Source organism: Caballeronia sp. NCF2 (assembly GCF_023631205.1).
GTDB classification, from domain to species: domain Bacteria; phylum Pseudomonadota; class Gammaproteobacteria; order Burkholderiales; family Burkholderiaceae; genus Caballeronia; species Caballeronia zhejiangensis.
This window is the reverse complement of sequence record NZ_JALQDN010000056.1, coordinates 49,686-74,872: the sequence shown is the minus strand read 5'-3', so window position 1 is coordinate 74,872 and position 25,187 is coordinate 49,686. Positions and strand designations below refer to the sequence as shown.

General features: G+C 65.2%; 21 protein-coding genes. 12 read left to right on the top strand and 9 right to left on the bottom strand.

The window, feature by feature from the left end; translation table 11 throughout:
• Nucleotides 1-189: 189 nt before the first annotated feature.
• Complete coding sequence (locus tag NCS02_RS20230; protein WP_008354257.1) at nucleotides 190-1,590, bottom strand: GntP family permease; 1,401 nt, start codon at nucleotides 1,588-1,590, stop codon at nucleotides 190-192.
• 307 nt (nucleotides 1,591-1,897) lie between these two features.
• On the opposite strand from NCS02_RS20230, the gene NCS02_RS20225 reads away from it, so the two are divergent.
• Together NCS02_RS20225 and NCS02_RS20220 are read left to right on the top strand one after the other, a co-directional pair.
• Nucleotides 1,898-3,352, top strand: coding sequence for a sigma-54 interaction domain-containing protein (locus tag NCS02_RS20225; RefSeq protein ID WP_008354258.1), 1,455 nt, complete (start codon nucleotides 1,898-1,900; stop codon nucleotides 3,350-3,352).
• A 93-nt stretch (nucleotides 3,353-3,445) separates the two neighbouring features.
• Nucleotides 3,446-3,712, top strand: coding sequence for a hypothetical protein (locus NCS02_RS20220; RefSeq protein WP_008354259.1), 267 nt, complete (start codon nucleotides 3,446-3,448; stop codon nucleotides 3,710-3,712).
• 4 nt (nucleotides 3,713-3,716) lie between these two features.
• Here NCS02_RS20220 and NCS02_RS20215 read toward each other — a convergent pair whose 3' ends face one another.
• Complete coding sequence (locus tag NCS02_RS20215; protein ID WP_008354260.1) at nucleotides 3,717-4,286, bottom strand: lipocalin family protein; 570 nt, start codon at nucleotides 4,284-4,286, stop codon at nucleotides 3,717-3,719.
• Between the two features lie 649 nt (nucleotides 4,287-4,935).
• A complete protein-coding gene (locus NCS02_RS20210) occupies nucleotides 4,936-5,175 on the bottom strand; it encodes a DUF4148 domain-containing protein (protein WP_008354261.1) in 240 nt (79 codons plus the stop codon).
• Nucleotides 5,176-5,674: 499 nt separating this feature from the next.
• Between NCS02_RS20210 and NCS02_RS20205 the strand changes: the two genes are divergently transcribed.
• Nucleotides 5,675-6,226, top strand: coding sequence for an NADPH-dependent FMN reductase (locus NCS02_RS20205; RefSeq protein WP_008354262.1), 552 nt, complete (start codon nucleotides 5,675-5,677; stop codon nucleotides 6,224-6,226).
• Nucleotides 6,227-6,291: 65 nt separating this feature from the next.
• Here the strand turns inward: NCS02_RS20205 and NCS02_RS20200 are convergent, their stop codons facing one another.
• Both NCS02_RS20200 and NCS02_RS20195 read right to left on the bottom strand, forming a co-directional pair.
• Entirely contained in the window at nucleotides 6,292-7,665 is a 1,374-nt protein-coding gene (locus NCS02_RS20200; protein ID WP_034472278.1) for a hypothetical protein, read from the bottom strand.
• Between the two features lie 178 nt (nucleotides 7,666-7,843).
• Nucleotides 7,844-10,102: a hybrid sensor histidine kinase/response regulator family protein gene (locus NCS02_RS20195; RefSeq protein ID WP_034472255.1), complete on the bottom strand. Its 2,259-nt coding sequence runs from the start codon at nucleotides 10,100-10,102 to the stop codon at nucleotides 7,844-7,846.
• Between the two features lie 784 nt (nucleotides 10,103-10,886).
• Here NCS02_RS20195 and NCS02_RS20190 point away from each other — a divergent pair.
• From NCS02_RS20190 to NCS02_RS20155, 8 genes are all read left to right on the top strand, one after another.
• Nucleotides 10,887-11,255 (top strand): response regulator, encoded by a 369-nt coding sequence (locus tag NCS02_RS20190; protein WP_008354266.1) that lies wholly within the window; start codon nucleotides 10,887-10,889, stop codon nucleotides 11,253-11,255.
• Nucleotides 11,248-11,871, top strand: coding sequence for a chemotaxis protein CheC (locus NCS02_RS20185; protein WP_008354267.1), 624 nt, complete (start codon nucleotides 11,248-11,250; stop codon nucleotides 11,869-11,871). Before NCS02_RS20190 ends, NCS02_RS20185 begins: the two co-directional genes overlap by 8 nt.
• 3 nt (nucleotides 11,872-11,874) lie before the next feature.
• Entirely contained in the window at nucleotides 11,875-12,816 is a 942-nt protein-coding gene (locus NCS02_RS20180) for a sensor domain-containing diguanylate cyclase (RefSeq protein ID WP_008354268.1), read from the top strand.
• Between the two features lie 248 nt (nucleotides 12,817-13,064).
• Nucleotides 13,065-13,913 (top strand): presqualene diphosphate synthase HpnD, encoded by an 849-nt coding sequence (gene hpnD, locus NCS02_RS20175; protein ID WP_250436266.1) that lies wholly within the window; start codon nucleotides 13,065-13,067, stop codon nucleotides 13,911-13,913.
• Nucleotides 13,913-15,187: a hydroxysqualene dehydroxylase HpnE gene (gene hpnE, locus NCS02_RS20170; RefSeq protein ID WP_250503178.1), complete on the top strand. Its 1,275-nt coding sequence runs from the start codon at nucleotides 13,913-13,915 to the stop codon at nucleotides 15,185-15,187. Before hpnD ends, hpnE begins: the two co-directional genes overlap by 1 nt.
• Complete coding sequence (gene shc, locus NCS02_RS20165) at nucleotides 15,187-17,166, top strand: squalene--hopene cyclase (protein WP_008354271.1); 1,980 nt, start codon at nucleotides 15,187-15,189, stop codon at nucleotides 17,164-17,166. The genes hpnE and shc overlap by 1 nt, the downstream gene beginning before the upstream one ends.
• A 26-nt stretch (nucleotides 17,167-17,192) precedes the next feature.
• Nucleotides 17,193-17,849 (top strand): phosphorylase, encoded by a 657-nt coding sequence (locus NCS02_RS20160; RefSeq protein WP_239295351.1) that lies wholly within the window; start codon nucleotides 17,193-17,195, stop codon nucleotides 17,847-17,849.
• 128 nt (nucleotides 17,850-17,977) lie between these two features.
• Nucleotides 17,978-18,451: an acyl-CoA thioesterase gene (locus NCS02_RS20155; protein WP_175982339.1), complete on the top strand. Its 474-nt coding sequence runs from the start codon at nucleotides 17,978-17,980 to the stop codon at nucleotides 18,449-18,451.
• Nucleotides 18,452-18,495: 44 nt separating this feature from the next.
• Here the strand turns inward: NCS02_RS20155 and NCS02_RS20150 are convergent, their stop codons facing one another.
• Both NCS02_RS20150 and hpnN read right to left on the bottom strand, forming a co-directional pair.
• A complete protein-coding gene (locus tag NCS02_RS20150) occupies nucleotides 18,496-19,470 on the bottom strand; it encodes an MlaA family lipoprotein (RefSeq protein ID WP_250503177.1) in 975 nt (324 codons plus the stop codon).
• The gene (gene hpnN / locus NCS02_RS20145; protein ID WP_250457959.1) at nucleotides 19,467-22,127 is read right to left on the bottom strand and encodes a hopanoid transporter HpnN; all 2,661 of its coding nucleotides are present in this window, start codon (nucleotides 22,125-22,127) and stop codon (nucleotides 19,467-19,469) included. The genes NCS02_RS20150 and hpnN overlap by 4 nt, the downstream gene beginning before the upstream one ends.
• A 213-nt stretch (nucleotides 22,128-22,340) precedes the next feature.
• Here hpnN and NCS02_RS20140 point away from each other — a divergent pair, with 213 nt between their 5' ends.
• Nucleotides 22,341-22,958 carry an MlaC/ttg2D family ABC transporter substrate-binding protein gene (locus NCS02_RS20140; protein ID WP_175982336.1) on the top strand — a complete coding sequence of 206 codons (618 nt, stop codon included), beginning with the start codon at nucleotides 22,341-22,343 and terminating at the stop codon, nucleotides 22,956-22,958.
• A 27-nt stretch (nucleotides 22,959-22,985) separates the two neighbouring features.
• Here the strand turns inward: NCS02_RS20140 and NCS02_RS20135 are convergent, their stop codons facing one another.
• Both NCS02_RS20135 and NCS02_RS20130 read right to left on the bottom strand, forming a co-directional pair.
• Nucleotides 22,986-23,624: a response regulator gene (locus NCS02_RS20135; RefSeq protein WP_008354278.1), complete on the bottom strand. Its 639-nt coding sequence runs from the start codon at nucleotides 23,622-23,624 to the stop codon at nucleotides 22,986-22,988.
• Complete coding sequence (locus NCS02_RS20130; protein ID WP_250436190.1) at nucleotides 23,614-25,041, bottom strand: cache domain-containing protein; 1,428 nt, start codon at nucleotides 25,039-25,041, stop codon at nucleotides 23,614-23,616. The genes NCS02_RS20135 and NCS02_RS20130 overlap by 11 nt, the downstream gene beginning before the upstream one ends.
• Nucleotides 25,042-25,187 lie beyond the last annotated feature (146 nt).

The following is a 25,187-nucleotide window of genomic DNA, read 5'->3' as shown; positions in this document are numbered from 1 at the left end:
CCAGCTCAACGCCATGATGCGCGACGGCACAACTTGGAATCCCCCAAAACCATGATCCTTACCAACTCAACCCTTGACGCTCAATACAGTTGCTTTCTTTGCAGCAGCAAAGAAAGTAGGTGCCGCCCCGCACAGGGGCAACGCTAATAGACCACTAAGAAAACGGGATCCGGCGTAAACCGAAAAAAATCAAACAATGCCGGTCGCGTAATAAACCGCGATAACAAAGAACACAGCCAAAGTCTTGATGATGGTCACAGCGAAAATATCGCGATAAGACTCGCGATGCGTGAGCCCGGTCACGGCCAGAAGAGTAATAACAGCACCGTTATGCGGCAGCGTATCCATACCACCGGAGGCCATAGCCACAACGCGATGCAGCACTTCCAAAGGAATATGTGCAGCTTGAGCGCCAGCGATAAACGTATCCGACATGGCAGCAAGCGCGATACTCATCCCGCCGGAAGCAGACCCCGTAATCCCCGCGAGTGACGAAACGGAGATAGCCGCATTGACGAGCGGATTGGGAATGCTCTTGAGCGCATCGCTGACCACGAGAAACCCTGGCAAAGCCGCGATCACACCACCGAAGCCATATTCGGAAGCCGTGTTCATCGCCGCGAGGAGCGCCCCCGCAACGGCCGCCCGCGTCCCCACCGCGAACCGCTCCTTCACGCGCGAAAACGCGGTCAGCAGAACGAGCACGATGCCAAGCAGCAACGCACCTTCCACCGCCCAGATCGCGACGACGGTTTTGACAGCCGTCGTGACAGGCGCATGCACGCCCGGCAGCACTTCCGGCGGCACGGTATAGCTCGCGCCATACCACGTCGGAATCCACTTCGTCAGCGCGAAGTTGGCAACGCCGACGAGAATCAGCGGCGCGATCGCGAGCATCGGATTCGGCAGCGACGTCGATTCCACACGCTCCGGCTCATTCACGAGCGACGTGCCGTAGCCTTCGCCCTTGGCCATCGCCGAGCGCCGGCGCCATTCGAGAAACGCCAGGCCGACGACGATAATGAACAGCGAACCGATCACGCCCAGCCACGGCGCGGCCCAGCCAGTCGTCTTGAAGAACGTCGTCGGGATGATGTTCTGAATCTGCGGCGTGCCCGGCAGCGAATCCATCGTGAACGAGAACGCGCCCAGCGCAATCGCGCCCGGCATCAGACGCTTCGGAATATTGCTCTGCCGATACATCTCAGCCGCGAACGGATACACCGCGAACACGACGACGAACAGCGACACGCCGCCATAGGTGAGCAACGCGCACACCGCGACGATCACCGCATTCACGCGCGACTTGCCGATGTATCGAATGGCTGCGGCGACGATCGACTCCGAGAATCCCGACAGCTCGATGACCTTGCCGAACACCGCGCCGAGCAGAAACACAGGAAAGTAGAGCTTCACGAAGCCGACCATCTTCTCCATGAAGATGCCGGAGAAAACGGGCGCGACGGCAGCGGGATCGGTGAGGAGGACGGCCGCGAGCGCGGCGATCGGCGCAAAAAGAATGACGCTGTAGCCGCGATAGGCGGCGAGCATCAGGAACGCCAGGGCGGCGAGCACGATGATGAACGACATTGAGTCTCCGTGATGGTTGTTCTTTGAAACTGTCAGCGCGCCTCTTCTGGAAGCGCTGCCGGCGCATGGATAACGCACCGCGCGTGCAAAATGCACTTTCCGTGCCAGTGTGCTGAAACTCAGGCGCGACAGGCATCAGGGGAAGATGACATCGCAAGGTTTCAGGAAAATGTCTCCGAATGGAGACATCCTCGTCTGTCGAAACAGCTGCATACAGCATTGAGAACTAGTGCAGATGCGGATAGCGGGCGCGTCTCCGGATTGAGATAGTCGTCTCGATATGGAGAAAACGGAGACTTTGGGCGCCATGCGCAACGACTGGATCAACGTGCCGGCGGACTACAGCGACGTGATGCGCCGCGCGATGGAGTCGCTTTTCAAGACCTTCGAGAATTTGAGCGAAGGCACCTTCATCGTCGACGCGGACGCGCGCGTCGTGTGGATCAACAAGCGCTACGCGGCGCGCTTCGGCTTCGACGATCCGCTCGACGCGATCGGACTCGACTGCGAAGCGGTGATTCCGAACAGCCTGATGCGCGAGGTCGTCGCGACCGGCAAGCCGATTCTGCTCGACGTGCTGGAAACGGATCGCGAGCCGCTCGTCGTCACGCGTCTGCCGCTAAAGGACGACTCGGGCGCGACGGTCGGCGCGATCGGCTTCGCGCTCTTCGACGAGATGAAGGCGCTGACGCCGCTGTTCGCGCATTACTCGCGCGTGCAGCAGGAACTGATCGCGACGCGCCAGTCGCTCGCGCAGGCGAGGCGCGCGAAGTATACGTTTTCGAGCTTCGTCGGCACGAGCCCGGTCAGTCTCGAAGTGAAACGTCAGGCGCGGCGCGCGGCGCTCGTCGATTCGCCTGTGCTTCTGCTCGGCGAAACCGGCACCGGCAAGGAACTGCTCGCGCATTCGATCCACGGCGCGTCGACGCGCGCGGGTAAGCCGCTCGTGACCGTCAACGTCGCGGCGATCCCCGACACGCTGCTCGAAGTCGAGTTCTTCGGCGCGGCGGCGGGCGCGTACACGGGCGCGGAGCGGAAAGGGCGCGTCGGCAAGTTCGAACTCGCCGATGGCGGCACGCTTTTCCTCGACGAAATCGGCGATATGCCGCTGCCGCTTCAGGGCAAGCTGCTGCGCGTGCTGCAGGACAAGGAGTTCGAGCCGCTCGGCTCGAATCGCATCGTGCGCGCGGATGTCCGCATCATCGCGGCGACCTCCGCCGATCTGCCCGCGCTCGTCGCGGCGGGACGCTTTCGCGCGGACCTGTTCTATCGGCTGAACGTGCTGACGATCCACGCGCCGCCGTTGCGCGACCGGCTCGCCGATATCGAAGCGCTCGCTTACGCGATCCTCGAAGACCTGTCCGCCGATACGCGGCCGGGGCACGTCGGCCATTTCGTGCTGCATAAAGATGGCCTGCAACTGCTCGAGGCGTATTCCTGGCCCGGCAATGTCCGCGAACTGCGCAACACGCTCGAACGCGCGTTGATGCTGTCCGAAACCGAGCACATCGACGCCCGCGCGCTCTCCGCGTTCATCGATGCGGGGCGAGTGGCGATCGCGGCGCAGGCCGAACCCGTCGCCCAGGAAGGCGACGAGCCGCCGAACGTGTCGTACGCCGACGCGATGGCCGATTTCGAGCGGCGCTTTCTCTCGGATGCGTTGCGCGCGAGCGGCGGTCGGGTCGCGGATGCGGCGGAGAAAATCGGCATCGGACGGGCGACGTTGTACAAGAAGATCGCGGCGCTCGGCATCGCCGTCTGACGCACTTTTGCGAACAGGCGAATTGTCGCGAAAGCTTCGCGTGGCATACTCCCGAAATCGAAAAATAACGACCAAGAATCAAAGGGGTAGCGGATGAAAAGCGCGACGGAACTCGGCAGAAAACTCGGCCTTTCGATCATGCTGGCGGGCAGCGCGTGGGCGCTCGCCGGATGCAGCAGCGCGCCGCCGCTTTTCTCCGCCGACGGGCGTCCGACGCAACAGATTCAATGCCCCGCCTACGGCGGATGGCGCAATTGCACGGACAACGCGAAGGCGCTCTGTCCGAACGGCTACGACGTGCTTGGCCAGTCGACCGAGAACAATCAGAACTCGCTGCTCGTCGCTTGCAAGGCAAGCTGAAAAGTCAGCCTTGCTGCGTTTCGCGCAGCATCGTGACGTCGTAACCGAGCGCGCGCGTGCGCTCGATCAGCGTGCGACGCAACTCCGCCGAAGGCTTCGCCTCGCGCGTCAAAATCCACAGATAACGCCCGGTCGGTTCGCCGACGATGGACCACGTGTAATCGTCGGCGTGATCCAGAATCCAGTAGTCGCCGACATAGAACGGACCGAAGAACGACACCTTCAGCTTCGTCCCATTCGATCCGGGGACGATCTTCGCGCGTCCTTCCGCCGACCGGTACGGACCGCTCAGCCCGCCTTGCCTGCACGCGTTGACGACGGATACGAGCCCGTCCTCGCGACGCGCGTAGTTCGCCGTGACGGCTTCGCAATTGCGCTCGAAGCGATTTTCGTAACGCGCGAACTCGTGCCAGTGACCGAGATAGCGATCGATGTCGACAGCCTTCGACGGTTCGGGCACGTTGTCGTTGCCGCTTGGGCGCGCCCCGTTCGACGCGCATGCAGCCAGCGTCGCGACGCCGCCGATCAGAGCCAGCGCCGCAGCGCCGTATGCCCAAGGTCTTTTGATGGTCATGTTGCCGGGGTGGGTGAGAAGTACGAGGGCTGACAGAGCAGCAAGTGCCGTTCCGTCCGCCGAGTGGCTCCCGAATTTCCTCACCTCAAGGCGTATCCATGACGCGGGTAAATAACCGCGGGAAGCGCAAGTAGCTGTGCCGACTGGGTTTAATTCCTGGGCCGCGGCTTGACGACAAGGCCTTTTCCTGACTCCCGAATATGCTCACCTTTAGCGGAGCGCGTCGCGTAGCCGAAGCCGGCGCGTTTCGAAACGATGACCGGGCGGCTCGAAGTACATGCCGCGCCGCATCGTGGTCAAGCAAGTCGAATGCGTTAAAGAACAACGGCTTGGGTGGTCCACTTAAGAATGTGACTGAGCTGCCGAAATTGCTTCGCGATCCCGATGATCCGGCTATAAGTGAGGCGCGGCTGTATCGGCTGGCTCACCGTGGGGAGGCTCCCGAAACGTCTCACCTTTTTCCCTCGGAGCTCACCATCATGCTGCCGGTCTTCGGTCTCATCATCGCGGGCTACGCGTACTGAACGCGGCTTTGCTCTGACCGCGAAAAAAAAGCCCGGCGCGGGGGCACCGGGCGAACCACCTTCATTCCGACGGTGGAGGAGGGCCAGTTCAGACTGCTTCCTCTGATTATCGAAATCGCTGCTGTTCAGTGCGCGCTGGAACCGTCGCGCACGCCGGCCTGAAGCTGTGCGTGCCGTTCCTGATAAGGACGCAATTGCGGATAGCTCAGCGCGTTGACCGCATCCAGATCGCCCGCGCGACGCGCGCTCTGTAGCTCCGCTTTCACTTCGGCGCGGGTCTTGCCCACAGGCGTCGATTGCGCAAAAGCGGGCGCGGTGGCGAGAAGCGCCGACAAAACGAGACCGCCGATCAATGAGCTTTTCATTTGAATCTCCTGGATGCGTGTGCGTCGGGGCCGACGCTTGAGAGGCAGTCTAGGAGGATTCCTATTGGACAAAAATACTGATTGAGCCAACACATTGTTGTTCAGAGTGGATGAATGCGGGCCCGCGATGGCAAGTAATCGCTCACTTAATGCGGAGATTTTTACGCGATCAGCAAGGATGCGTTCCGATTCGTACGACCTTTTTGCGCGACTTGGGGCGCTTTGTTTCGTGGTTGAATCAGAAAATTATCGGAATGAAAGTTACTCTCGACTTATCCACAGAAACTGTGGATAACCATGGGGATAGCTCACTGTGAACCGCGTAGTGGCGCGGCGCGAGGTACATTGCTCGATTCATCGCAAAAATAGTCCCGATTGACTGCGCGCATGAAGACGGCCGACCCGCGATGCGCCTATCATGTGCACGCGCGCCGTCGCGAGGACGGCGTTGTCTGAAACGCTTCATCCGCCTTTTCATACCTTTGACGGGGAAGATCTCATGGCCTTAAAGATCGCGGTGGTCGTCGGCAGTCTGCGACAGGGTTCGTTCAACAAGCAGCTCGCGCATGCGCTCGTGTCGCTCGCGCCGGGCGATTTCTCGTTCGAGTTTCTCGACATCGGCAGCCTGCCGTTGTACAGCCAGGACTACGACAGCGACTTTCCCGAAGCCGCGCGCACGTTCAAGCAGAAGATCGCCGAAGCAAACGGCCTCTTGATCGTCACGCCGGAATACAACCGCTCGATTCCCGGTGTGCTGAAGAACGCGCTCGACTGGGGCTCGCGTCCGTGGGGACAAAGCGCGTGGGGCGGCAAGCCGGGCGCGATCATCGGGACGTCGGTCGGGGCGATCGGCACGGCGATCGCGCAGTCGCATCTGCGCGGCGTGTGCGCGTACCTCGACATCGTGCTGATGAATCAGCCGGAGATGTACATCAAGCACGACGAAAAGCGCATCGACGAAAACGGCAATATCGTGAGCGAAGACACGCGCAAATATCTGCAGACGTTCATGGACAAGTACGTCGCATGGGTGCGGGATCGGGCGGCCTGAGCGCTCACCGTTCACACGAAAAAACGGCCCGCGCAAGCGGGCCGTTGTCGTGAGCGGCTCGGAACTCAGACGTGATGATGTCCCGTCACACGATCCCAGCCGTGACGAATCGCCGCCTTGAAGCGTTCCCACGTATCGCCTTCGGGGTGCTTGCTCTCCCAGTCGCGGCGCGTTTCGTATTCCATCTGATCGTCCCAGGTGCGGCTGCGGAATCGATCGTCGTTGCCGAGCGTCGCGCCGTAGCGATACGCGCCCTGATAGTCCTCGTAAGGCTCGCCCGTCGCCGAATACTTCGATGCGTAATCGGCGCGGAAGTCGTCTTCGTACTCCATGAATTCATTGGGCACGTTTTGCGGATTTCCGATGGGTCCGACCGGCCCGCCCGCCTGCGTTCCCGCCGAAGCGACAACCGGATCGGGCGACGATCCCGCCGCGCGCGCCGCGCCCGCCTGAGACGGCGTCGCGGGTTCGTCGAGCGGGCTCAACGGTTCGACGGAGCGCCATTCGGACGCCGTGTCGGTACGCACGCCGGGCAACGGAGCGCGCTCGGGCGGCACCGCGCCGGTCGTGCGCAGCGGATCGCGGCCCGCGATGGCGTCGCGCTCCGATAGCGAATCGCCCGCGAGTTCGGTGCGCGCCGCGAGCGGATCGGCGGGCGTCCCGGCGAGCGGATCGGCGAGCGGATCGGCGAGCGGATCGGCGCCGGTCGTCGCGTACGGATCCCGGCCCGTGACCGGGTCGCGACCGGCGAGCGGATCGCGGGCGGTGCGTTCGGCGTCGCTCGTCATCGACTGGGATTGGGACTGCGATTGCGACATGCCGCCGCGCGGCATCAGCGGATCGTCGGCGGGATCGCTGACGTAATCGCGCGGCGTCAGCGCGGCCGGATCGCCGACATCAGCGTGCGGATAAGCCCGCGCACGCGACGGCGTCTGGTCGGGATCGTTCACCGGCTCGCGTCCCGGCACCGCGCTGCCGCGTCCGAGGCCCAGTTCGTCGAGCACCGAATGATCGCGGTCATCGGCGGCCGCCGCGGACGTGCCGTGTTCGAGCGTCGTCCAGCTTGCCGCGCGTTCATCGATATCGATCGCGCCCTGATCGGACAGCGTCGCGCGCGCGATGTCGGCCTGCTCCACGCTCGGCGTTTCGACGGCGACGAGGATCGCACCGCGCCGCACGGCCTCGGAATAGTGCGCGACTTCCGGCGGCTGATCGCGTCCGCCGAAGAGCATGCTGAAGAAGCGCTCGATGTTGGCGAGCACGCCCGGCTCCTGATGCGTGACGGCATCGGGCATGTCGGACGGCGCGGCTGCATCGTCGCGCTTGGGATTGGCCTGCAGTTCGATATCCGCGCGCAGGAAGCCGGCGGCGATCAGGGCCGAGCGCGCGTCCTCGGCCTGCGCATAGGTGTCGAAAACTCCGATGACGGTGTGTCGCATGTACGCCTCCTGCGGATGGGCGAATTCCGAAAATCGGCGACGTCGGTCGCCGCGCATGTCGGCATTCACGCAACTCGCGTGCCGGATGCGCGTGAACCGGCGCGAGCGGCACGGCGCGGGAAAAGGAGCCGGCGCTTTTACAAACGCGCGTGCAAAAGTCGATTGCAGCGCGGGCGGTTCAGCGATCGACCGAACGCGCCGCGCGCAGATCGGAAGGCGTCGCGCCGTCGCGGATCGCGCGCAGGAGCGCGTCGAGCAGCGCGATGTCGAACGGCTTCGACAGCACGCGCGCGCCGACCTGCCGCGCGCGGTCGAGCTCTTCCGCGTAACCCGTGACGAGAATCACCGGAATGCGCGGGTGAAAGCGCTGCATCATTTCGGCGAGATCGATGCCGTTCATCTGCCCCGGCATGTGAATGTCGGAGAGCACGACATCGAACGGAAAACCGGCCGATGCGTCGGCGCGCGCGGCTTCGAGCATCGTGGCGGCGGCATCGGCGTTGAAGAGGTAGGTGACGTGGTGGCCCATCATCGTGAGCAGCGCTTCGGTGCCGGCGGCGACTTCCTCGTTGTCCTCGACGAGCAGCACGCGCAAGCCGTCCGCTTCCTGCGACGCCGCCTGTTCGTGCTTCGCGGCCGCGCCGGGCGCCGCCGCCGTCGCGCGCGGCAGGTACAGACGCACGGCGGTGCCCGCGCCGATCGCGCTGTCGATGGTCGCGAGCCCGCCCGCGCGCTCGCAGAACGCGAACACCTGCGGCAGGCCGAGGCCCGTGCCCATGCCTTTCGGCTTGGTCGTGAAAAGCGGTTCGAACGCGCGCCCGAGCACTTCGGCGCTCATGCCGAAGCCGTTGTCTTCGAGCGTGATCTGCACGAATTCGCCGGTGATCGGAAAGCCGTCCTCGTGGCGAAAGCGCACGTTGCCGGCGCGCACGGTGAAGGTGCCGCCGTTGGGCATCGCGTCGCGCGCGTTCACCGCGACGTTGATGAGCGCGAGCTCCAGTTCCGCCGGATCGACGCGGATCGCCCACACCTCCGGCGCGACTTCGACGCTGAGCGCCACCTTCGCACCGAGCGATGCGCGCAGCAACTCGCGCCCCGCCGGCACCCATTTGCCGATCGCGATGATCTCGCTGCGCAACGGCTGCTTGCGCGCGACGCCGAGCAGTTGCCGCGTGAGCGACTGGCCGCTTTTCAGCGCGCGTTCCATCGCCGTGAGTTCGCGATCGAGGCCGGGCGCGCCGCGCCGCCGCGCGATCTGCACGTTGGTCGAGACGATCATCAGCAGATTGTTGAAGTCGTGCGCTACGCTGCCGACGAGATTGCCGAGCGCCTCCATCTTGCGCGCCTGCCGATACGCCGATTCGATCGAGCGGCGCATCGACGCTTCGGCCTGCCAGCGCTCCCACGCTTCCTCTTCGGTCGCGAGGCGCCGCAACGACTGCGCGATTACGCCCCACAGCACGACGCACGGCGCGAAGATCGAGAGCGCGAGCACGCTCAGATGCTTCCACCATGCCGACCAGATCGTCGCGATCGGATAGCCGCTCGATACATAGGCCGGATACCCGCCGACGCGCCGGAACGCGACGATCTTCAGCTGATCGTCCAGCCCCGAAACCATCCTGACGACGCCGCTTCGGCCGCCCGCGCGGTACGCCTCGCGCAGCGGCGAGCTGGCCGCGAGCGCCATGCGATCGGCCGGGCGCGGCGGATACCACGCGAGCACTTCGCCGTCCGCGCGCGTCAGACCGAGCGACACGCTCGGGTTATCGCCGATCAGCTCGCGATAGAACGCGCTGAAATACGATGGGCGCAGCGCGATCGTCACCATGCCGTCGAACGCGCCCGCCGGCGTGCGCCGCGCGATGGCCGTGTTGAACACCTGCTCGCCGGCGACGCGGCCGACCATCACGCGCGAAATCCGCTGGCTCTGGCCGGCGCGCAGGCCGCCGAAATCGTCGCGCTCGGCAACGGAGATGTCGGGCGTCGGCCAGATGCGGCTCGTCGCGAGCAGCTTGCCGTCGGCGCCGAACACGGATGCCGCCGCAACTTGCTGATAGGAGCCGCTGATCGCCTTGAGGCGCTGATGGATCGTGGCGCTTTCTCGGCGGATCGCGCCGGCGTCGAGGCCGTCGAGCAGATCGACGATGCGCTCGTTGAGCGTCACGTTCAGATCGAAGACTTTCAGCGCGTGTTCTTCCGCGACGCGGGCGTTGCGCGCGACCAGATCGGAGGCGTCGGCGACGCGCGCGTGGTAATCGGTGTATGCGGTGATGGCGACGTACACGCACGGCAGCACGACCGCCGCGACCAGCAACGCATAGAGCGTCAGGCGCTGCGCGGCGAAGTTGCGCTCGGGCACCACCGGAAAAGGCGGTTCCTCCTGCCACGACTGCGCGGCGGGAACGGCGTCGGACTCCTCACGTTGCAGCGTCATTTTTGGCAGCGAATTGGAAAACTTACTCATGGCCCGTACCTTTCGTACGCGGTGGCGGGCGTGGACGGTGCAACCGCAACTAGGACGCACGAAGCATGCCGGATCGGCGCGATTCAGCCTTCCCGGCCGTCGAACGAAGCTTGCACGCGGCGCGCAGTTAGCGAGATTCTTGGAAGCGCAAACGTACACAAAAGCATGACTGACAGCGCATCGGAACGCATCGAGCAGAATTCACCCGTATCGAACCTTATTTCATCATATTAATTCTCGCTTGGCGCCTCATCGAGTTGCTTTGACATTCTGATAATCAGACAATGCAATCCTCCGATCCGAAACGCCGCTGAGAGCGTCGGCCGGGGAATACAAGCAGCCTCCCGGCGCGCGTCGGGGCGAAGTACCGCTTGCCCGGCAGATGCGGGCAGGCAGCGCGACCGAGCGAGGAGAAAAAGGCCAAGGTCCGGAATCTCCGGATCACGCACGGGGCAGGCAACATGACGCCGATCGAGAGCCAGCATCCATCGCGCACTGGGCGCGCGCTGATTACACAGCGCCCGCCCGCCGCGTGGCGCGCCGACGTCGACAGGCGACGCGCCTGGCTCATCGCCGCCGACCTGCATCACCGACAGCGCCCGCATTCCCGCCGGGCCCAAGGGCTCACGCCGGTTCTTCCGTGAACATCGCTATAAAGATCGCTGCGCGGATGCCGTAATCCATACGAGAGCCCGCCGTGTCCGTCGACACGACCGTTCTCCGCCCGAAAACAGCCTAAAAGATCCTGCCGACCATGCCGTTGCCGATTGTCATTGCCGATGATTCACTGCTCGCGCGCAAGGTGCTGACGCGCGCGCTGCCCCCGGACTGGGACGTCGAGATCTCCTACGCGACCAACGGGCGCGAGGCGCTCGAGCACTATCGGGCCGGCCGCGCCTCGGTGATGTTCCTCGATCTGACGATGCCCGACATGACGGGCTATCAGGTTCTCGACGCCTTGCAGCACGAAGATCTGAATACGTTCGTGATTGTGGTATCCGCCGATGTGCAGCCGATGGCCCAGGAACGCGTACGCGCGCTCGGCGCGATCGCCTTCCTGCCGAAGCCGGTGACGCCCGAAGCGCTGCGCCCCGTATTGAAGGAGTACGGTCTCCATGCTTGAAACCGCCCTCAACGAAGATCAGCGCGACGCGCTGCAGGAAGTGGCCAACATGGCGATGGGCCAGGCCGCGACGCGTCTTTCGAAGCTGCTCGGCACGTTCATCGAGCTGTCGGTGCCGCGCGTGCGCGTCGTGAGCGTGGCGGAGGCATCCGCGGCGCTTTCGGAGATGACCGGCATCACCGATACCGTTACCGCCGTGCGCCAGGGCTTCCGCTCGGACATCAAGGGCGAGGCGATCGTGCTCTGCAAGAGCGGCAGCGTCGATCAGCTGTGCGCGCTCGTCGACGATCCCTACACGAAGTCCACGTACACGACGACGACGCGCACCGAGCTCGTCTTCGATATCGCGACGGTGCTGATGGGCGCGTGCGTGTCGTGCATTCTCGACCGCCTCGGCCGTTCGCCGATTTTTTCGCCGCCCGGCATGCTCGGCTCGGACATCGGGCTCGACGAGGTCTTTCAGCCCGCGATGCTCGCGTGGAAGACGGCGCTCCTGCTCGAAGTGAATTTCGCGCTCGAAGACCACAGTTTTCGCGCGCATCTCGTGATGCTGATGGCCGAGGACGCGATCGCGCATCTGAGCGAAGCGCTCGATGCGCTGCTGTCGAGCCTCTGACGAATGGAAGACCTGCGCCATCTGCTGAGCGAGCTGGTGATCGAGCGTGTCGGATTCGGCATCTTCGTGCTCGATCGCGACCTCAACGTGCTGATGTGGAACCGCTTCATGCAGGACCACAGCGGCAAGACGGCCGAGCAAGTGATCGGCAAATCGATTTTCGCGAGCTTTCCGGAACTGCCGCGCGTGTGGTTCACGCGCAAGGTCGAAAGCGTGTTCCAGCTCGGCAGCTTCGCGTTCAGTTCGTGGGAGCAGCGCCCGTATCTCTTCAAGTTCGACCACGACCGGCCGATCACCGGCGGCGTCGATTACATGCAGCAGGACTGCACGTTCATGCCGCTCACGCTGGAGGGCGACGTGCGCGCCGTCTGCGTGACGATTTCCGACGTGACGCACGCGAGCATGATGCAGCGCGCCCGGGACGAAGCCGTCGCGAAACTGCAGGAATTCGCGGACCGCGACGGCTTGACCGGCATCGCGAACCGGCGCTATTTCGAGCTGCGATTGCGCGACGAATTCCAGCGCTGGCATCGCTACGGCGGCGAACTGTCGATGCTGCTCTTCGATCTCGACCATTTCAAACGCATCAACGACGATCGCGGCCACCTCGTCGGCGATACGGTCCTGCGCGTGATGGCCGAGCGCGTCGCCAAGGCCGTGCGCGTCCAGGACGTGTTCGGGCGTTTTGGCGGCGAGGAATTCGCGCTGCTCTTGCCGTGCACGAATTTCGACGACGCGATGATCGTCGCGGAGAAAGTGCGGAGGGAGATCGGCGAGACGCCCGTCGACGTGCAGAACGCGCGCGTGCCCGTGACGGCGAGCGTCGGCGTGGCGCGTGCGCGTACCGGCGTGACGTCGTCGTACGAAGCGCTCATCAACGAGGCGGATGCGGCGCTTTACACGGCCAAGCGCGAAGGGCGCAATCGCTCGGTGGGATTTGCCTGAAAACGCGCCTGAATCCGCCCCTGAAACCGCGCCCGATGCGCCGCGCCATGTCCCGCGCGGCTCCGGCGCAATCGGGCAAAGTATTGATATACTCTTTGCCGCTTCCGGCGCAGTCGCAGCCGGCTCGCGCCGGCTTTCTTCCTTGATCGTCCCGCTCAGCGCCAGGTGGTTCCGCGCGCGCCGGGCCGCGTCGGGTCCGGCGCCCGATCTCTTAATTTGCCCGTGGGGGCGCCACAGCGGAGTTCGTCTTGGCCGTTTCCAACATCATCGCTGACGATCCTGCCCCCGACGCCGCGAAAACGTCGTCGGGAAGCTCGTTTTATCTCGCGATGCGTATCCTTCCGGCTGCGCAGCGCGACGCGATGTACCAGATTTACGCGTTCTGCCGCGCGGTCGACGACATCGCCGACGAAGGCACGCTGCCGCGCCGCGAGCGCGCGCTCGCGCTCGACCAGTGGCGCGAGGACATCGATGCGTGCTACGCCGGCGCGCCGAAGAAATCGCTCGAAGCGCTCACGCAGCACATCCAGGCTTTCCGGCTTTCCCGCGACGACTTCCACGCCGTGATCGACGGCATGGCGATGGACGCCGCCGGCGATATCGTCGCACCCGACGAAGCCACGCTCGACCTCTATTGCGACCGCGTGGCGAGCGCCGTCGGCCGGCTGTCGGTGAGGATCTTCGGGATGCACGAGGACGCCGGCCGACGGCTCGCGCATCATCTCGGGCGCGCGCTGCAACTCACCAACATCCTGCGCGACATCGACGAAGACGCCGAAATCGGCCGCGTGTATCTGCCGCGCGAGTTGCTCGCGCGCGAAGGCATTTCGACGAGCGATCCGGCGAGCATCGTCGGCGACGCACGCCTGCCGCGCGTGTGCGCCGTGCTGGCCGAGCGCGCGAAGGGCCACTACGCGCAGTCCGACGCGATCATGGCGGCTTCGCCGCGATCGCAGGTGCGCGCGCCGCGCATCATGTCGGCGGCGTATCGCACCGTGCTCGACGCCAATCTCAAACGCGGTTTCGACCTGCCGCGCACGCGCGTGCGGACGCCGCGCTCGCGCCTGCTGTGGATCGTGGCGCGCAATCTGATCTGATGTCCCGGCGGGTTTTCGTCGTCGGAGCGGGCATCGCCGGTCTTGCCGCCGCGGTCGAGGCGCAACGGCGCGGCGCGCGCGTCGTGCTGCTCGACGCCGCGCCTCACGCGGGCGGACGCTGCCGCTCTTTCTTCGATACGAAGCTCGGCGTCACGCTCGACAACGGCAATCATCTGCTGCTTTCGGGCTACCAATCGACGATGGCGTACCTGCGCGCGATCGGCGCAACCGATACGCTGATCGGCCCGACGCAGCCCGACTATCCTTTTTTCGATGTCGCGAGCGGCGACGCGTGGACGATCCGCATGTCGTCCGGACGCCTGCCGCGCTGGATCTTCGATGCCGACGCGCGCGTGCCCGGCACGCAGCCGGCCGACTACCTGCCGTTTCTGCCGCTCCTGTGGGCGAAACCGGGCCGCACGGTCGAAGAATGCGTGCGGCGCAAGGATCGCGTATGGAACCTGCTCGCGCGCCCGCTCTTGCGCGCGATGCTCAACGCCGATCCGTCCGAGGCGAGCGCGGAACTCGCGGCCGGCCTGCTGCGCGAAACCGTCGCGCAAGGCGGCCAGGCGTGCCGTCCGCTCATCGCGAGAAGCGGGTTGTCGCACGCGTTCGTCGAGCCCGCGCTGCGGCTCTTGCAGTACGGCGGCGCGGAGATCCGGCTCGGCTCGCGCGTCGCGGCCGTCGGGGTATCCGGCACGGATTCGACGGAGCGTGTAAGCTCGCTCGCTTTCGACGGCGCAGACCCGCTGACGCTCGCGCCCGGCGACGGCGTGGTGCTCGCCGTGCCGCCCGATGGGGCCCGGCGCCTCGTGCCGGGTTTGAGCGCGCCGGACGCATCGCGCGCGATCGTCACCGTGCATTTTGCCGTCGATGCACCCGTGGGCTTCGAGCCGCTGACGTGTCTCGTCAACGGCATGTCGGACCGGCTTTTCGCGGCCGACGGACGGCTCTCGGTCACGCTGTCGAGCGCCGGCCAATGGCTCGCGACGCCGCGCGAAGAGCTCGCGCAGGCGGTCTGGCGCGAAGCGGCGAAGGCCGTGCGGATGCCCGCCGTGCCGACGCCGCCCTGGCAAGTCGTCGTCGATGAACATGCGACGTTTGCCGCCGTGCCGGCGCAGGAAGGCTTGCGGGCCGCCACGCGCACCCGCTGGCGCAATTTCACGCTCGCGGGCGACTGGACGGCGACCGGCCTGCCCGCGACGATCGAAGGCGCGATCCGCTCCGGCCAGAAGGCCGCGGATGCGCTGTTGAATCAATCGATGGAACGCTGATGAACGATTTATCCCTTTCGGCCGTGGGCGCGCAGGTTTCGGGCGCGCCGCTCGACGCCGCCGTCAACCACGCCACCGATGCGCTGCTCGCGGCGCAACATCCGGAAGGCTACTGGCTCTACGAACTCGAAGCGGACGCAACGATTCCCGCCGAATACGTGCTGCTCGTCCACTATCTCGGCGAGACCGCCGACGAAAAGCTCGAAGCGAAGATCGGCCGCTATCTGCGCCGCATTCAGCGCGAGGACGGCGGCTGGCCGCTTTTCACCGACGGCGCGATGGATGTCTCCGCGACCGTGAAGGCGTATTTCGCGCTGAAGATGATCGGCGATTCGCCCGACGCACCGCACATGGAGCGCGCCCGCGCAGCAATCCTCGCCGCGGGCGGCGCGGAGAAAGTGAACGTGTTCACCCGTATCCTGCTCGCGCTGTTCGGCGTCGTGTCGTGGCGCGCGGTGCCGATGATGCCCGTCGAGATCATGCGTCTGCCGATGTGGTTCCCGTTCCATCTGTCGAAGGTGTCGTACTGGGCGCGCACGGTGATCGTGCCGATGCTCGTGCTCAACGCCAAGCGCCCGCGCGCCCGCAATCCGCGCGGCGTGCGTATCGACGAAGTGTTCACGAACCCGCCGGTCAATACCGGGATGCCGTCGCGCGCCGGGCACCAGAGCCGCGGCTGGTTCGCCTTTTTCCGCGTGGTCGATTCGATTCTGCGCGTCGCCGATCCGCTTCTGCCGAAAGCCGGCCGCGAACGCGCGATCGATGAAGCCGTGCGTTTCGTCGACGAGCGGCTGAACGGCGAGGACGGCCTCGGCGCGATTTTCCCGGCGATGGCCAACTCGGTGATGATGTACGACGTGCTCGGCTATCCGCCCGAGCATCCGAACCGCGCGATCGCGCGCAAGTCGCTCGACAAGCTGCTCGTCATCGACCCGGCCGACGACGGCGAAGCGTATTGCCAGCCGTGTCTGTCGCCGGTGTGGGACACGTCGCTCGCGGCGCACGCGCTGCTCGAAACCGGCGTGCCGAAGGCGCGCGCGGCGGTCCGGCGCGGCCTCGACTGGCTGGTGCCGCTGCAGATTCTCGACGTGCGCGGCGACTGGGTTTCGCGCCGCCCGGACGTGCGGCCCGGCGGCTGGGCGTTCCAGTTCGCGAACCCGCACTATCCGGATGTCGACGACACCGCCGTCGTCGCGATGGCGATGGAACGCGCCGATCGCGAAAACGGCACGGCGCTGTACGGCGAGTCGATTGCGCGCGCGCGTGAATGGGTCGTCGGCATGCAGAGCAGCGACGGCGGCTGGGGCGCGTTCGAGCCCGAAAACACGCAGTTTTACCTGAACAACATCCCGTTCTCGGATCACGGCGCGCTGCTCGATCCGCCGACCGTCGACGTTTCCGCGCGCTGCCTGTCGATGCTCGCGCAACTCGGCGAGACGTCGTTGAACAGCGAGCCGGCGCGTCGCGCGTTCGAGTACATCGTGCGAGATCAGGAGCGCGACGGAAGCTGGTACGGGCGCTGGGGCATGAATTTCATCTACGGCACCTGGTCGGCGATGTCCGCGCTGAACGCGGCGGGCGTCGCGCCCACGGACACGCGCATGAAGCGCGCGGCGGACTGGCTCATCGGCATCCAGAACGACGACGGCGGCTGGGGCGAGGACGGCGACAGCTACAAGCTCGACTATCGCGGTTATGAGCAGGCGCCGAGCACCGCGTCGCAGACGGCGTGGGCGCTGCTCGGGCTGATGGCGGCCGGTCTCGTCGAGCATCCGGCGGTCGCGCGCGGCGTCGGCTATCTGCTGAAGACGCAGCAAAAGCACGGCCTGTGGGATGAAACGCGCTTCACCGCGACCGGTTTTCCGCGCGTGTTCTATCTGCGATACCACGGCTATCGCAAGTTCTTCCCGCTGTGGGCGCTCGCGCGCTATCGCAATCTGACGCGCGACGGGCTCACGCGCGTGACGGCGGCGATGTGAACGCGCCCGTCGTCGCCGTGACCGGCATGGCGTTCGAGGCGAAGATCGTGCGCGGACGCGGCGTCGATGTCGTATTCGCGGCGCGCGCCGATCTGCTCGAGCGCGCGCTGTCCGATGCGCTCACGCGCGGCTGTTCGGGAATCGTCAGCTTCGGCACGGCGGGCGGGCTCGCACCGGATCTGAAGCCGGGCGCGCTGATCGTCGCCGACAGCGTGTGCGGTCCTTTCGGCGAGCTGCATACCGATGCGGCGTGGTCGGCGCGCATCGTCGATGCGTTCGCGGGCACGCCCGTCGAGCGCGTCACGCGGCGCGGCAAGACGGCTGGCGTCACGGCGCCCGTCAAGACCGAGGCGGAAAAGCGCTCGCTGCATTCGTCGACGGGCGCGCTGGCCGTCGATATGGAATCGCATATCGCCGGGGCCATCGCGACGGCGCGCGGCTTGCCGTTCGCAGTGTGCCGCGCCGTGGTCGATCCCGCGTGGCGAACGTTGCCGACCGCCGCGACGGCCGGTTTGCGCGATGACGGCACGACGGCGATCGGTCCGATTTTGCGCGAATTGGTCCGCGATCCGGCGCAGTTGGGCGCGCTTCTGCGCCTTGCATCCGATGCCCGCGCCGCCCGCGCGACGCTCGTGCAGGCGCGGCACGCGATGGAATCGGCGCGGGCGTTGGTGGTGGCATAGCGCTTTGGTCTCATCCCTTGCTTTCTGCGGGTTAACCCTCATCTCGGTATAATCAGGGAAAACCCTGATCGAGCGCGCGTCTACAGGAACTCCGCGACGCGCGCAGCAATGAAAGCGAGGTACCGCAAATGAATTTCCACACCCGTAAATGGGTCAAGCCCGAAGACCTGAACCCGAACGGCACGCTCTTCGGCGGCAGCCTGTTGCGCTGGATCGACGAAGAAGCCGCGATCTACGCCATCTCGCAGCTGGGCAATCAGCGCGTCGTGACCAAGTTCATGTCGGAAATCAACTTCGTGAGCTCGGCGCGGCAGGGCGACATCATCGAACTCGGCATCACCGCGACGCAATTCGGCCGCACGTCGATCACACTGCGCGCCGAAGTGCGCAACAAGATCACGCGAAAAAGCATTCTGACCGTCGAGAAGATGGTGTTCGTCAATCTGAACGAACAGGGCGAGCCCGCGCCGCACGGCCGGACGCAAATTCGCTACGCGGATGAATTGTTCGAAGCCTATCGCCGCGATCAGGGCGTCGTCGAAGCGCCGAAAGTGTCGGGCGACGACTTGCTCGAAGAAGTCGCGGAAGAAGCCGCACATTAAAGAGAAAACGGGCGCCGAAGCGCCCGTTTCGTTTTACGAGCTCGTCACTTCGCAGGCTGCGCTGCGGGATCGTCGTACTGCGGCAATCCCTGCGCCTTGCTCGAACTCGGCGACGGCTGAGTCTTCGGCGCGTTCTCTTCCGGCGCAGGCGATTTCCCGCCGACGCCACCGGCCGGCGATGCCGCCGCGCCCGGATCCACATACGTCGGCAAGCCTTGCTCCGTGCTGCCGCCGCCGGTTTCGCCCGGCGCGCTCGCGCCTTCGGGCGCCGATGCGCCTTCGTCGCCGTAGTCGGGCAGCGAGCTCGCGCCGCCGCCCGTCAGCAAATACTGACGCCGCTGCGTATACGCGTCGCGCACGAACGCGTATTTGTCGAGGGCGGCAGCGGAAAGCAGATCGGTCGCGCCGATCAGGTCGGCCCGCGCGCTCACGAAGTTCAGGCCGAAGAGCGGCCAGCGAATCTCCGCATCGGAATAGCTCAACGGATTCACGCGCCAGTCGACGAGCCACGTCGTCGAGTCGCGGAACGAGCTCGGGCCGAGCAGCGGCAGCACCAAATACGGTCCCGATGGCATGCCGTAGTGCCCGAGCGTCAGCCCGAAATCCTGATGATGCTTCGGCAGACCCGCCGGCGATGCGATATCGATCAGACCGCCGATGCCGAATACCGAGTTCATCGCGATACGCATCAGATCTTGCGTCGCATCGGTGATCTTCAACTGCAGCAGGTTGTTCGCGAAGTTGGAGAAATCGCCGAGATTCGAGAAGAAGTTGCTGACGGCCGTGCGGAACGGGCTCGGCGTGTAATCGACGTAGAACTGCGCGACCGGCTTGGCGACATAGGTATCGAGCGTGTCGTTGAACGTGAAGATCTTGCGGTTCATCGGTTCGAGCGGATCCTTCGGATTGCGATCCGTGCCGGTCGCGCATCCCGTCGTCGCGAGCGCGCCCACAATCGCGAGACTCAAGCCCAATTTACGCACAGCACGAGCGGTCAAAGCCGTCGATCCCGACTTCATTCTTCAATTCCTCTTAGGTTGTCATGTCGTTGCGCCGCCCTGAGCTTCGCGCGCGCCGCCGCGCGCACCTTGCGCGGCTTGCCCATCAATACCGGCTGAAAGACCACCGCGCCGATCAGCGTGCAAAAGAGCGACAGCGCCAGCAGCCGTCCCATGCTGGACGTGCCCGGATGATGGGAAAACCACAGGCTGCCGAATGCGGTCGCGGTCGTGGCCGCACTGAACATAACGGCATGCGTGAGACTGGACTGAAGCAGCCGGGTCTGGCCGGAACGCCACGCCATCACGAAATAGATCTTGAAGGCGACGCCGACGCCCAGCATGAGCGGCAACGCGATGATGTTCGCGAAGTTGAGCGGCATCCTGAAGACGACGCACAATTCCAGCGTGACGATCGCGGAAACGAGCAACGGTACCAAAGTTCTCAGAACGTCGCCAAAACGGCGCAGCGCGATCCACAGCAGCACCGCGATCGCGATCAGCGAATAGAGCGCCGCCTGCTCGAACGCTTTGATGATCGTTTCCGCCGAATGACGCACGGAGATCGGCCCGCCGATCGCGTTCGGCTCGGCTTTCTGCACGGCATCGGCGAAGTGCGCGAGCAGCGCGTCGTCGTTGGGATCGACGCCAGGCGGAATCTTCGGCGCGACATCGACGAGCGCCTGGCCGTTCGGCGTCACGAACGACGCGACCATGTGCGGCGGCAGCGTTTCGCGCGTGATCTCCGCCGGCGTGAGCAGCGCGCGCAATTGCGCGAGCGCGATACGCAGCGGCTCGGCCATCGCATGCTCGGCGCGATCGCGCGTCGCGGCGTCGGCTTGCGCCAGCTTCGCGAGCGTTTCGGACAGATGCTTCGCTTCCTTATCGCCCGGACCGGGATGCTCGTCGGCGGCGAGCGAGAGCTGGCTCGATACGCGCTTCAACGCCGCCACGCGCACGGCGTCCGTCACGGGCGAGGCCGTCTGCTGATCGAGCGCGGGCAAAAGCTGATCGGCGGCGGCCTTGATCAGTTCGAGCTTCTTCGGCTGATCGCCGGGAATGAGCGACGAGAGCGTCGTGGCGCTGCCGACTTCCGGCAGCTTCTTCAGCTTCGCGGCGATGGCATCCGCATCGGCGAGCGAGGGCGCGAGCACGGCGACGTCGTTCACCGCGCCTTCCGGCGAGTCCTGCAGCGAGATGAGCGTCGCCATCGACTCGGTGTGCGGATCCTTCAGATGCAGCGGATTGAAGTCGAATCGCAGATTGAAGAGCAGCGGCAGCGCGCCGATCACGATGACGAGCGTGCCAATCAGCACCGGCTTGCGATGCCTGTCGAGGAACTCGTCGACGGGCGCAAGAATCGGAAAGCCCGGCGATTGCGCTTCGCCCGGCGGCGCGAACACCTTGATGAGCGCGGGCAGCAGCGTCATGTTGGTGGCATACGCGACGAACATGCCGACGCCCGCGATCAGCCCCAGCTCCGACACGCCGCGATACGCGGTCGGCAGAAACGAGAAGAAGCTCGCGGCGGTCGCGGCGGCGGCGAGCGTGAGCGGCACCGCGACATGGCGCGCGGTTTCCGCGAGCGACACATCGAGCCGCTTGTGCTTGTAGCGCTCTTCGCGATACTTCACGCCGAACTGGATGCCGAAGTCCACGCCGAGTCCGACGAAGAGCACCATGAACGCGACCGAGATCATGTTGAGCGCGTGGACCATCATGAGTCCGAGCGCCGCCGTGATCGCGAGCCCGACGAAGAGGGTGATGAACACCGCGAGGATCATGCGCTTGGAACGCAGCGCGACCCAGAGGATCATCAGCACGACGAGGAAGGTCAGCACGCCGTTGAGCACGGCGCCGTCCTGCACGGACGCGAACTCTTCGTCGGCGAGCGGCTGCGCGCCCGTCAGATGCAGCGTCGCGCCGTACTTCTTGTCGATGCCGAGTTCCGCCGCCTTCGCGCGAATCTCTTCCGAGGTGCCCGCCGCCGCCTTCAGCGCGTTGAAGTTCAACTCCGGCAACACGGTGACAAACGCGCGCCCGGGCGCATCGTTCGGCGACGAATCCGCGAGGCCGCGCCATGAGAACGCCGCCGGCTGATTCGCCAGCACGCGATCGAGCACGGTCGCGCTCTTGCCGAGCAAGCCGGCCATCTGGCCGAGATTGACCTGTCCGAGCGTCAGCGGCAGGTTGAGCGTGGTGTTGAGCGTCTGCGCGAGGCCGGTGAGCGTCGGGTCGTGCGCGAGCGTATTGATGAGCGGACGCGCCTGCACGAGCTGTTTCGTGACCTGCTCGACCTCCTCCGTCGGGAGATAAAGCAGTCCGTTGTGCTCGAAGAACTCGCCGCCCGCCGGTTGCGACACCGACCTGAAGCGCTCCGGCTCTTTCGCGAGCGCGGCGGCGAGCGCGCTTGCGGCGGCATCGGCGAATTCCTGCGCGGGCGCCTGAACGACGATCAGCAATGCCGCGCCGCGCTGCGGAAACGCTTCCTCGATGGCCTTGCTGCGCGCGGCCCACTCCGGCTCCGTCTCGATCAGTTGGCTGACGTCGGTGCTGATCTTGAAGTGATGGACGACATAAATCGTGGACAGCACGCCGAGCAGCAGCGAAACGGCGATAATCCACGCCGGCCGGCGAATGGCGAGGGTGACGAAGCGAGTAATGTTGGACGTCAGCATGAAGACGTTACCTGGAGTGCCTGTTATTTTTGCGCGCGCGAGCGCGTGAATCGCATGATGCCGCGCAAGTATACCGGGAGCACTGAACGGTCCGTCCTTGAACTGTTACGCTGGCAAGGTGTCGATATACTGACTCGCAGCCGCCTGGCCGCTCCTGCAACGTCCGAAGGCCGCACTACCCGCGCCACCAAACCTGATTAGAGAACGGGTGCCATGAAACGCTATCTGTCTATTTGCTTCGCTTTCCTCCTTGCCTCGATGTCTTTCACAGGCGAGGCATTCGCACAAACGAGTCCCGATGCCGTCGTCAAGAATGCCGTCGAAGGCACGGTCAAGGCCATGAAGGCCGACCCGCAAGCGCGCGGCGGCGACATGGCGAAGATCACGCAACTCGTCGAGACGCGTTTCCTGCCCGCCACCGACTTCCAGCGCACGACGCGCATCGCGGTCGGCAAGGCGTGGGCGACCGCCACGCCCGAGCAGCAGAAGCAGCTTTACGACCAGTTCCAGACGCTGCTGGTCCGCACCTACGCGGCATCGCTCGCGCAGCTCCGCGATCAGGACGTGACCTTCAAGTTCGACGCGCCCAACGTCGACGCCAACGCGAAGGACACCGTCGTCGAATCACATGTCATTTCCACGGGCGGCGACAATCCGGTGCGCTATCGCCTGCAGAAGACACCGCAGGGCTGGAAAATCTACGACATCGACATGATGGGCGCATGGCTCATCCAGGTCTATCAGCAACAATTCGTCGGTCAGCTGCAAAAGGGCGGCGTCGACGGTCTCATCAAGTTCCTTTCCGAGCATAACGCCCGTTCCGCGGGCTGATCGCTCTCTGTCAGGCCGGGCCGGGATTCAGGTGCGGCGGTGCTCCACCGCGAATTTGATGAGTTCGGCCTGTCCGTCGATATCCAGTTTGCGCTTCATGTTCTGTCGATGCGTTTCCACCGTCCGCACCGACAGCCCATGCTGCTGCGCAATCTGCTTGCTCGATAAGCCTTCGGCGAGCGCATCCAGAATGTCGAGTTCGCGCGGCGTCAGGCGTTCGAGCGGCGTCTGCATCGACTGTGCCTGGATCATGCGCGCGGCCAGCCCGGCGCTGAAAAACGTCTTGCCGGCGAGCACCGCGCCGATCGCCTGAATGATCTCGGCGGCGGGCGAATCCTTCAGCACGTAGCCGCTCGCGCCCGCGCGCACCGCCTGCTTCACGTATTCCACGTTGTCGTGCATCGACAGCATCAGCACGCGGATACCCGGATGCCGCTCGTGGAACAGCGCCGCGAGTTCGATTCCGCTCATGCCGGCCATGCCGACGTCCATTAGCGCGAGATCGGGCGGATTCGCTTCGTCGGCGGCGAGCGCGAGCGCTTCCTTCGCGTTGCCGGCCTCGCCGATCACGCGCAGATGCGGCACGGAGTCGAGCCGCGCGCGCAAGCCGTCGCGCACGAGCGGATGGTCGTCGACCAGAATGATGCGGGCGATTTCAGCGCTCATCGGTATGTCCTTGAAGATTCGGTGCGGCGAGCGGCAGCGGTACGCGCGCCACGATCGACGTGCGGCCCGGCTGCGAGTCGATCGCGAGCGTGCCGCCGAGCGTGTCGAGCCGCTCGCGCATGTTGCGCAGGCCGATGCCGCTCGCCGGATCGGAAAACGCGTCGTGCGCGTCGAAGCCGCGGCCGTTGTCGGTGATGTCGAGCGTGACGGCGTGCGTCGCGATATCGAGCGTGACCGCCGCGCGCGAAGCCTGCGCGTGCCGCGCGACGTTGGTCAGCGCTTCCTGCGCGATGCGGAAGAGCACGGTATTGACGGGATCGGGCAGCGTCGCGCGTTGCGGTGCACAAGGCTTGCCCTCGGCGGTCGCTTCGAAGCGCACTTCGGGGCCGTCCTGTCCGTCGAATTCGCGCGCGAGCTGTTCGAGCGCGGCGGCGAGGCCGAGATCGTCGAGCATCGCGGGACGCAGCGCGTGCGAGATGCGGCGCACTTCGCGCAGCGTGCCGGAAAGGCGTCCGAGGCTCGTCGCGAGCGCGGCTTCGGCGGTCGGTTCGCGCGCCGCGCTCCGTTCGAAACGCGCCAGCGCCGATTCGAGCAGCAGCTTCACGGAGACGAGCATCTGGCTGATGCCGTCGTGCAATTCGCGCGATAGCCGCGCGCGTTCCTGTTCCTGCGAATCGACGACTTGCCGCGCGAGGCGCTTCAACTTCGCGTCCGCGCTGCGGTGCTCGCTGATGTTGAGCACCGCGCCGCACACCGCGATGATCGCGAGCCCGAAAAGCGCGATCGCGCCGATCCACATGAGCGTGCGGCGGATATTCCCGGCTGCTTGCGAATCGATGCGCGCGAGCGTCGTCTCGACATCTTCCAGATAGATGCCCGTGCCCATCATCCAGCCCCAGCGTTCGAGCGGCACGACATAGCCGAGCTTCGGCGCGATCAGTCCGGTCGACGGACGTCGCCACACGTAGCGCACATAGCCGCCGCCTTTCGACGCCTGTTGAATCAGCTCCTGGATGGTCAGCGCGCCGTTCGGATCGCGCATGAGCCAGAGATCGCGTCCGACGAGATCCGGCTGGCGCGGATGCATCAGCGACGTGCCGCGCATCGTGTAGACGAAAAAGTAGCCGTCCTGCCCGAAGTCGAGACGTTGAAGCGCATCGAGCGCGAGGCGGCGGCGTTCGTCGTCGCTGCGCGGATCGTCGGCGGGTGCGTCGTAATAAGGCGCGATCGCGCTCGTCGCAATCTCGACGTAATGGCGCAGTTCGATCTCCTTGCTCGACAGGTACGCGGCCTGCGTCGTGTCGTGCTGCGCTGCTGCGAGCGCTTGCGCCTGCTGGCGCACGCCGTAGGTGATGCCGCCGATCGCAAGCGCGAACGGCACGATCGCGAGCAGGAAGATCTTTGCCTTGAGATTCATCGATACAGGGTGTTCACATTCGAAGCCGCGGCGCGCCGCTTGCTGGAAACACAGGGTTTTCCGCTACGTGAAGCCACGTAGCGCGCATAAGTAGTTATGCGCTTGTAAGCGCCCGGGCGAAAGCGAATACTACCGCCCAATGCGCT

Coding starts and splice junctions, on each gene's coding strand:
- NCS02_RS20230 (WP_008354257.1), bottom strand. CDS start 1,590: ATGTCGTTCATCATCGTGCTCGCCGCCCTGGCGTTCCTGATGCTCGCC.
- NCS02_RS20225 (WP_008354258.1), top strand. CDS start 1,898: ATGCGCAACGACTGGATCAACGTGCCGGCGGACTACAGCGACGTGATG.
- NCS02_RS20220 (WP_008354259.1), top strand. CDS start 3,446: ATGAAAAGCGCGACGGAACTCGGCAGAAAACTCGGCCTTTCGATCATG.
- NCS02_RS20215 (WP_008354260.1), bottom strand. CDS start 4,286: ATGACCATCAAAAGACCTTGGGCATACGGCGCTGCGGCGCTGGCTCTG.
- NCS02_RS20210 (WP_008354261.1), bottom strand. CDS start 5,175: ATGAAAAGCTCATTGATCGGCGGTCTCGTTTTGTCGGCGCTTCTCGCC.
- NCS02_RS20205 (WP_008354262.1), top strand. CDS start 5,675: ATGGCCTTAAAGATCGCGGTGGTCGTCGGCAGTCTGCGACAGGGTTCG.
- NCS02_RS20200 (WP_034472278.1), bottom strand. CDS start 7,665: ATGCGACACACCGTCATCGGAGTTTTCGACACCTATGCGCAGGCCGAG.
- NCS02_RS20195 (WP_034472255.1), bottom strand. CDS start 10,102: ATGACGCTGCAACGTGAGGAGTCCGACGCCGTTCCCGCCGCGCAGTCG.
- NCS02_RS20190 (WP_008354266.1), top strand. CDS start 10,887: ATGCCGTTGCCGATTGTCATTGCCGATGATTCACTGCTCGCGCGCAAG.
- NCS02_RS20185 (WP_008354267.1), top strand. CDS start 11,248: ATGCTTGAAACCGCCCTCAACGAAGATCAGCGCGACGCGCTGCAGGAA.
- NCS02_RS20180 (WP_008354268.1), top strand. CDS start 11,875: ATGGAAGACCTGCGCCATCTGCTGAGCGAGCTGGTGATCGAGCGTGTC.
- hpnE (WP_250503178.1), top strand. CDS start 13,913: ATGTCCCGGCGGGTTTTCGTCGTCGGAGCGGGCATCGCCGGTCTTGCC.
- shc (WP_008354271.1), top strand. CDS start 15,187: ATGAACGATTTATCCCTTTCGGCCGTGGGCGCGCAGGTTTCGGGCGCG.
- NCS02_RS20160 (WP_239295351.1), top strand. CDS start 17,193: ATGGCGTTCGAGGCGAAGATCGTGCGCGGACGCGGCGTCGATGTCGTA.
- NCS02_RS20155 (WP_175982339.1), top strand. CDS start 17,978: ATGAATTTCCACACCCGTAAATGGGTCAAGCCCGAAGACCTGAACCCG.
- NCS02_RS20150 (WP_250503177.1), bottom strand. CDS start 19,470: ATGAAGTCGGGATCGACGGCTTTGACCGCTCGTGCTGTGCGTAAATTG.
- hpnN (WP_250457959.1), bottom strand. CDS start 22,127: ATGCTGACGTCCAACATTACTCGCTTCGTCACCCTCGCCATTCGCCGG.
- NCS02_RS20140 (WP_175982336.1), top strand. CDS start 22,341: ATGAAACGCTATCTGTCTATTTGCTTCGCTTTCCTCCTTGCCTCGATG.
- NCS02_RS20135 (WP_008354278.1), bottom strand. CDS start 23,624: ATGAGCGCTGAAATCGCCCGCATCATTCTGGTCGACGACCATCCGCTC.
- NCS02_RS20130 (WP_250436190.1), bottom strand. CDS start 25,041: ATGAATCTCAAGGCAAAGATCTTCCTGCTCGCGATCGTGCCGTTCGCG.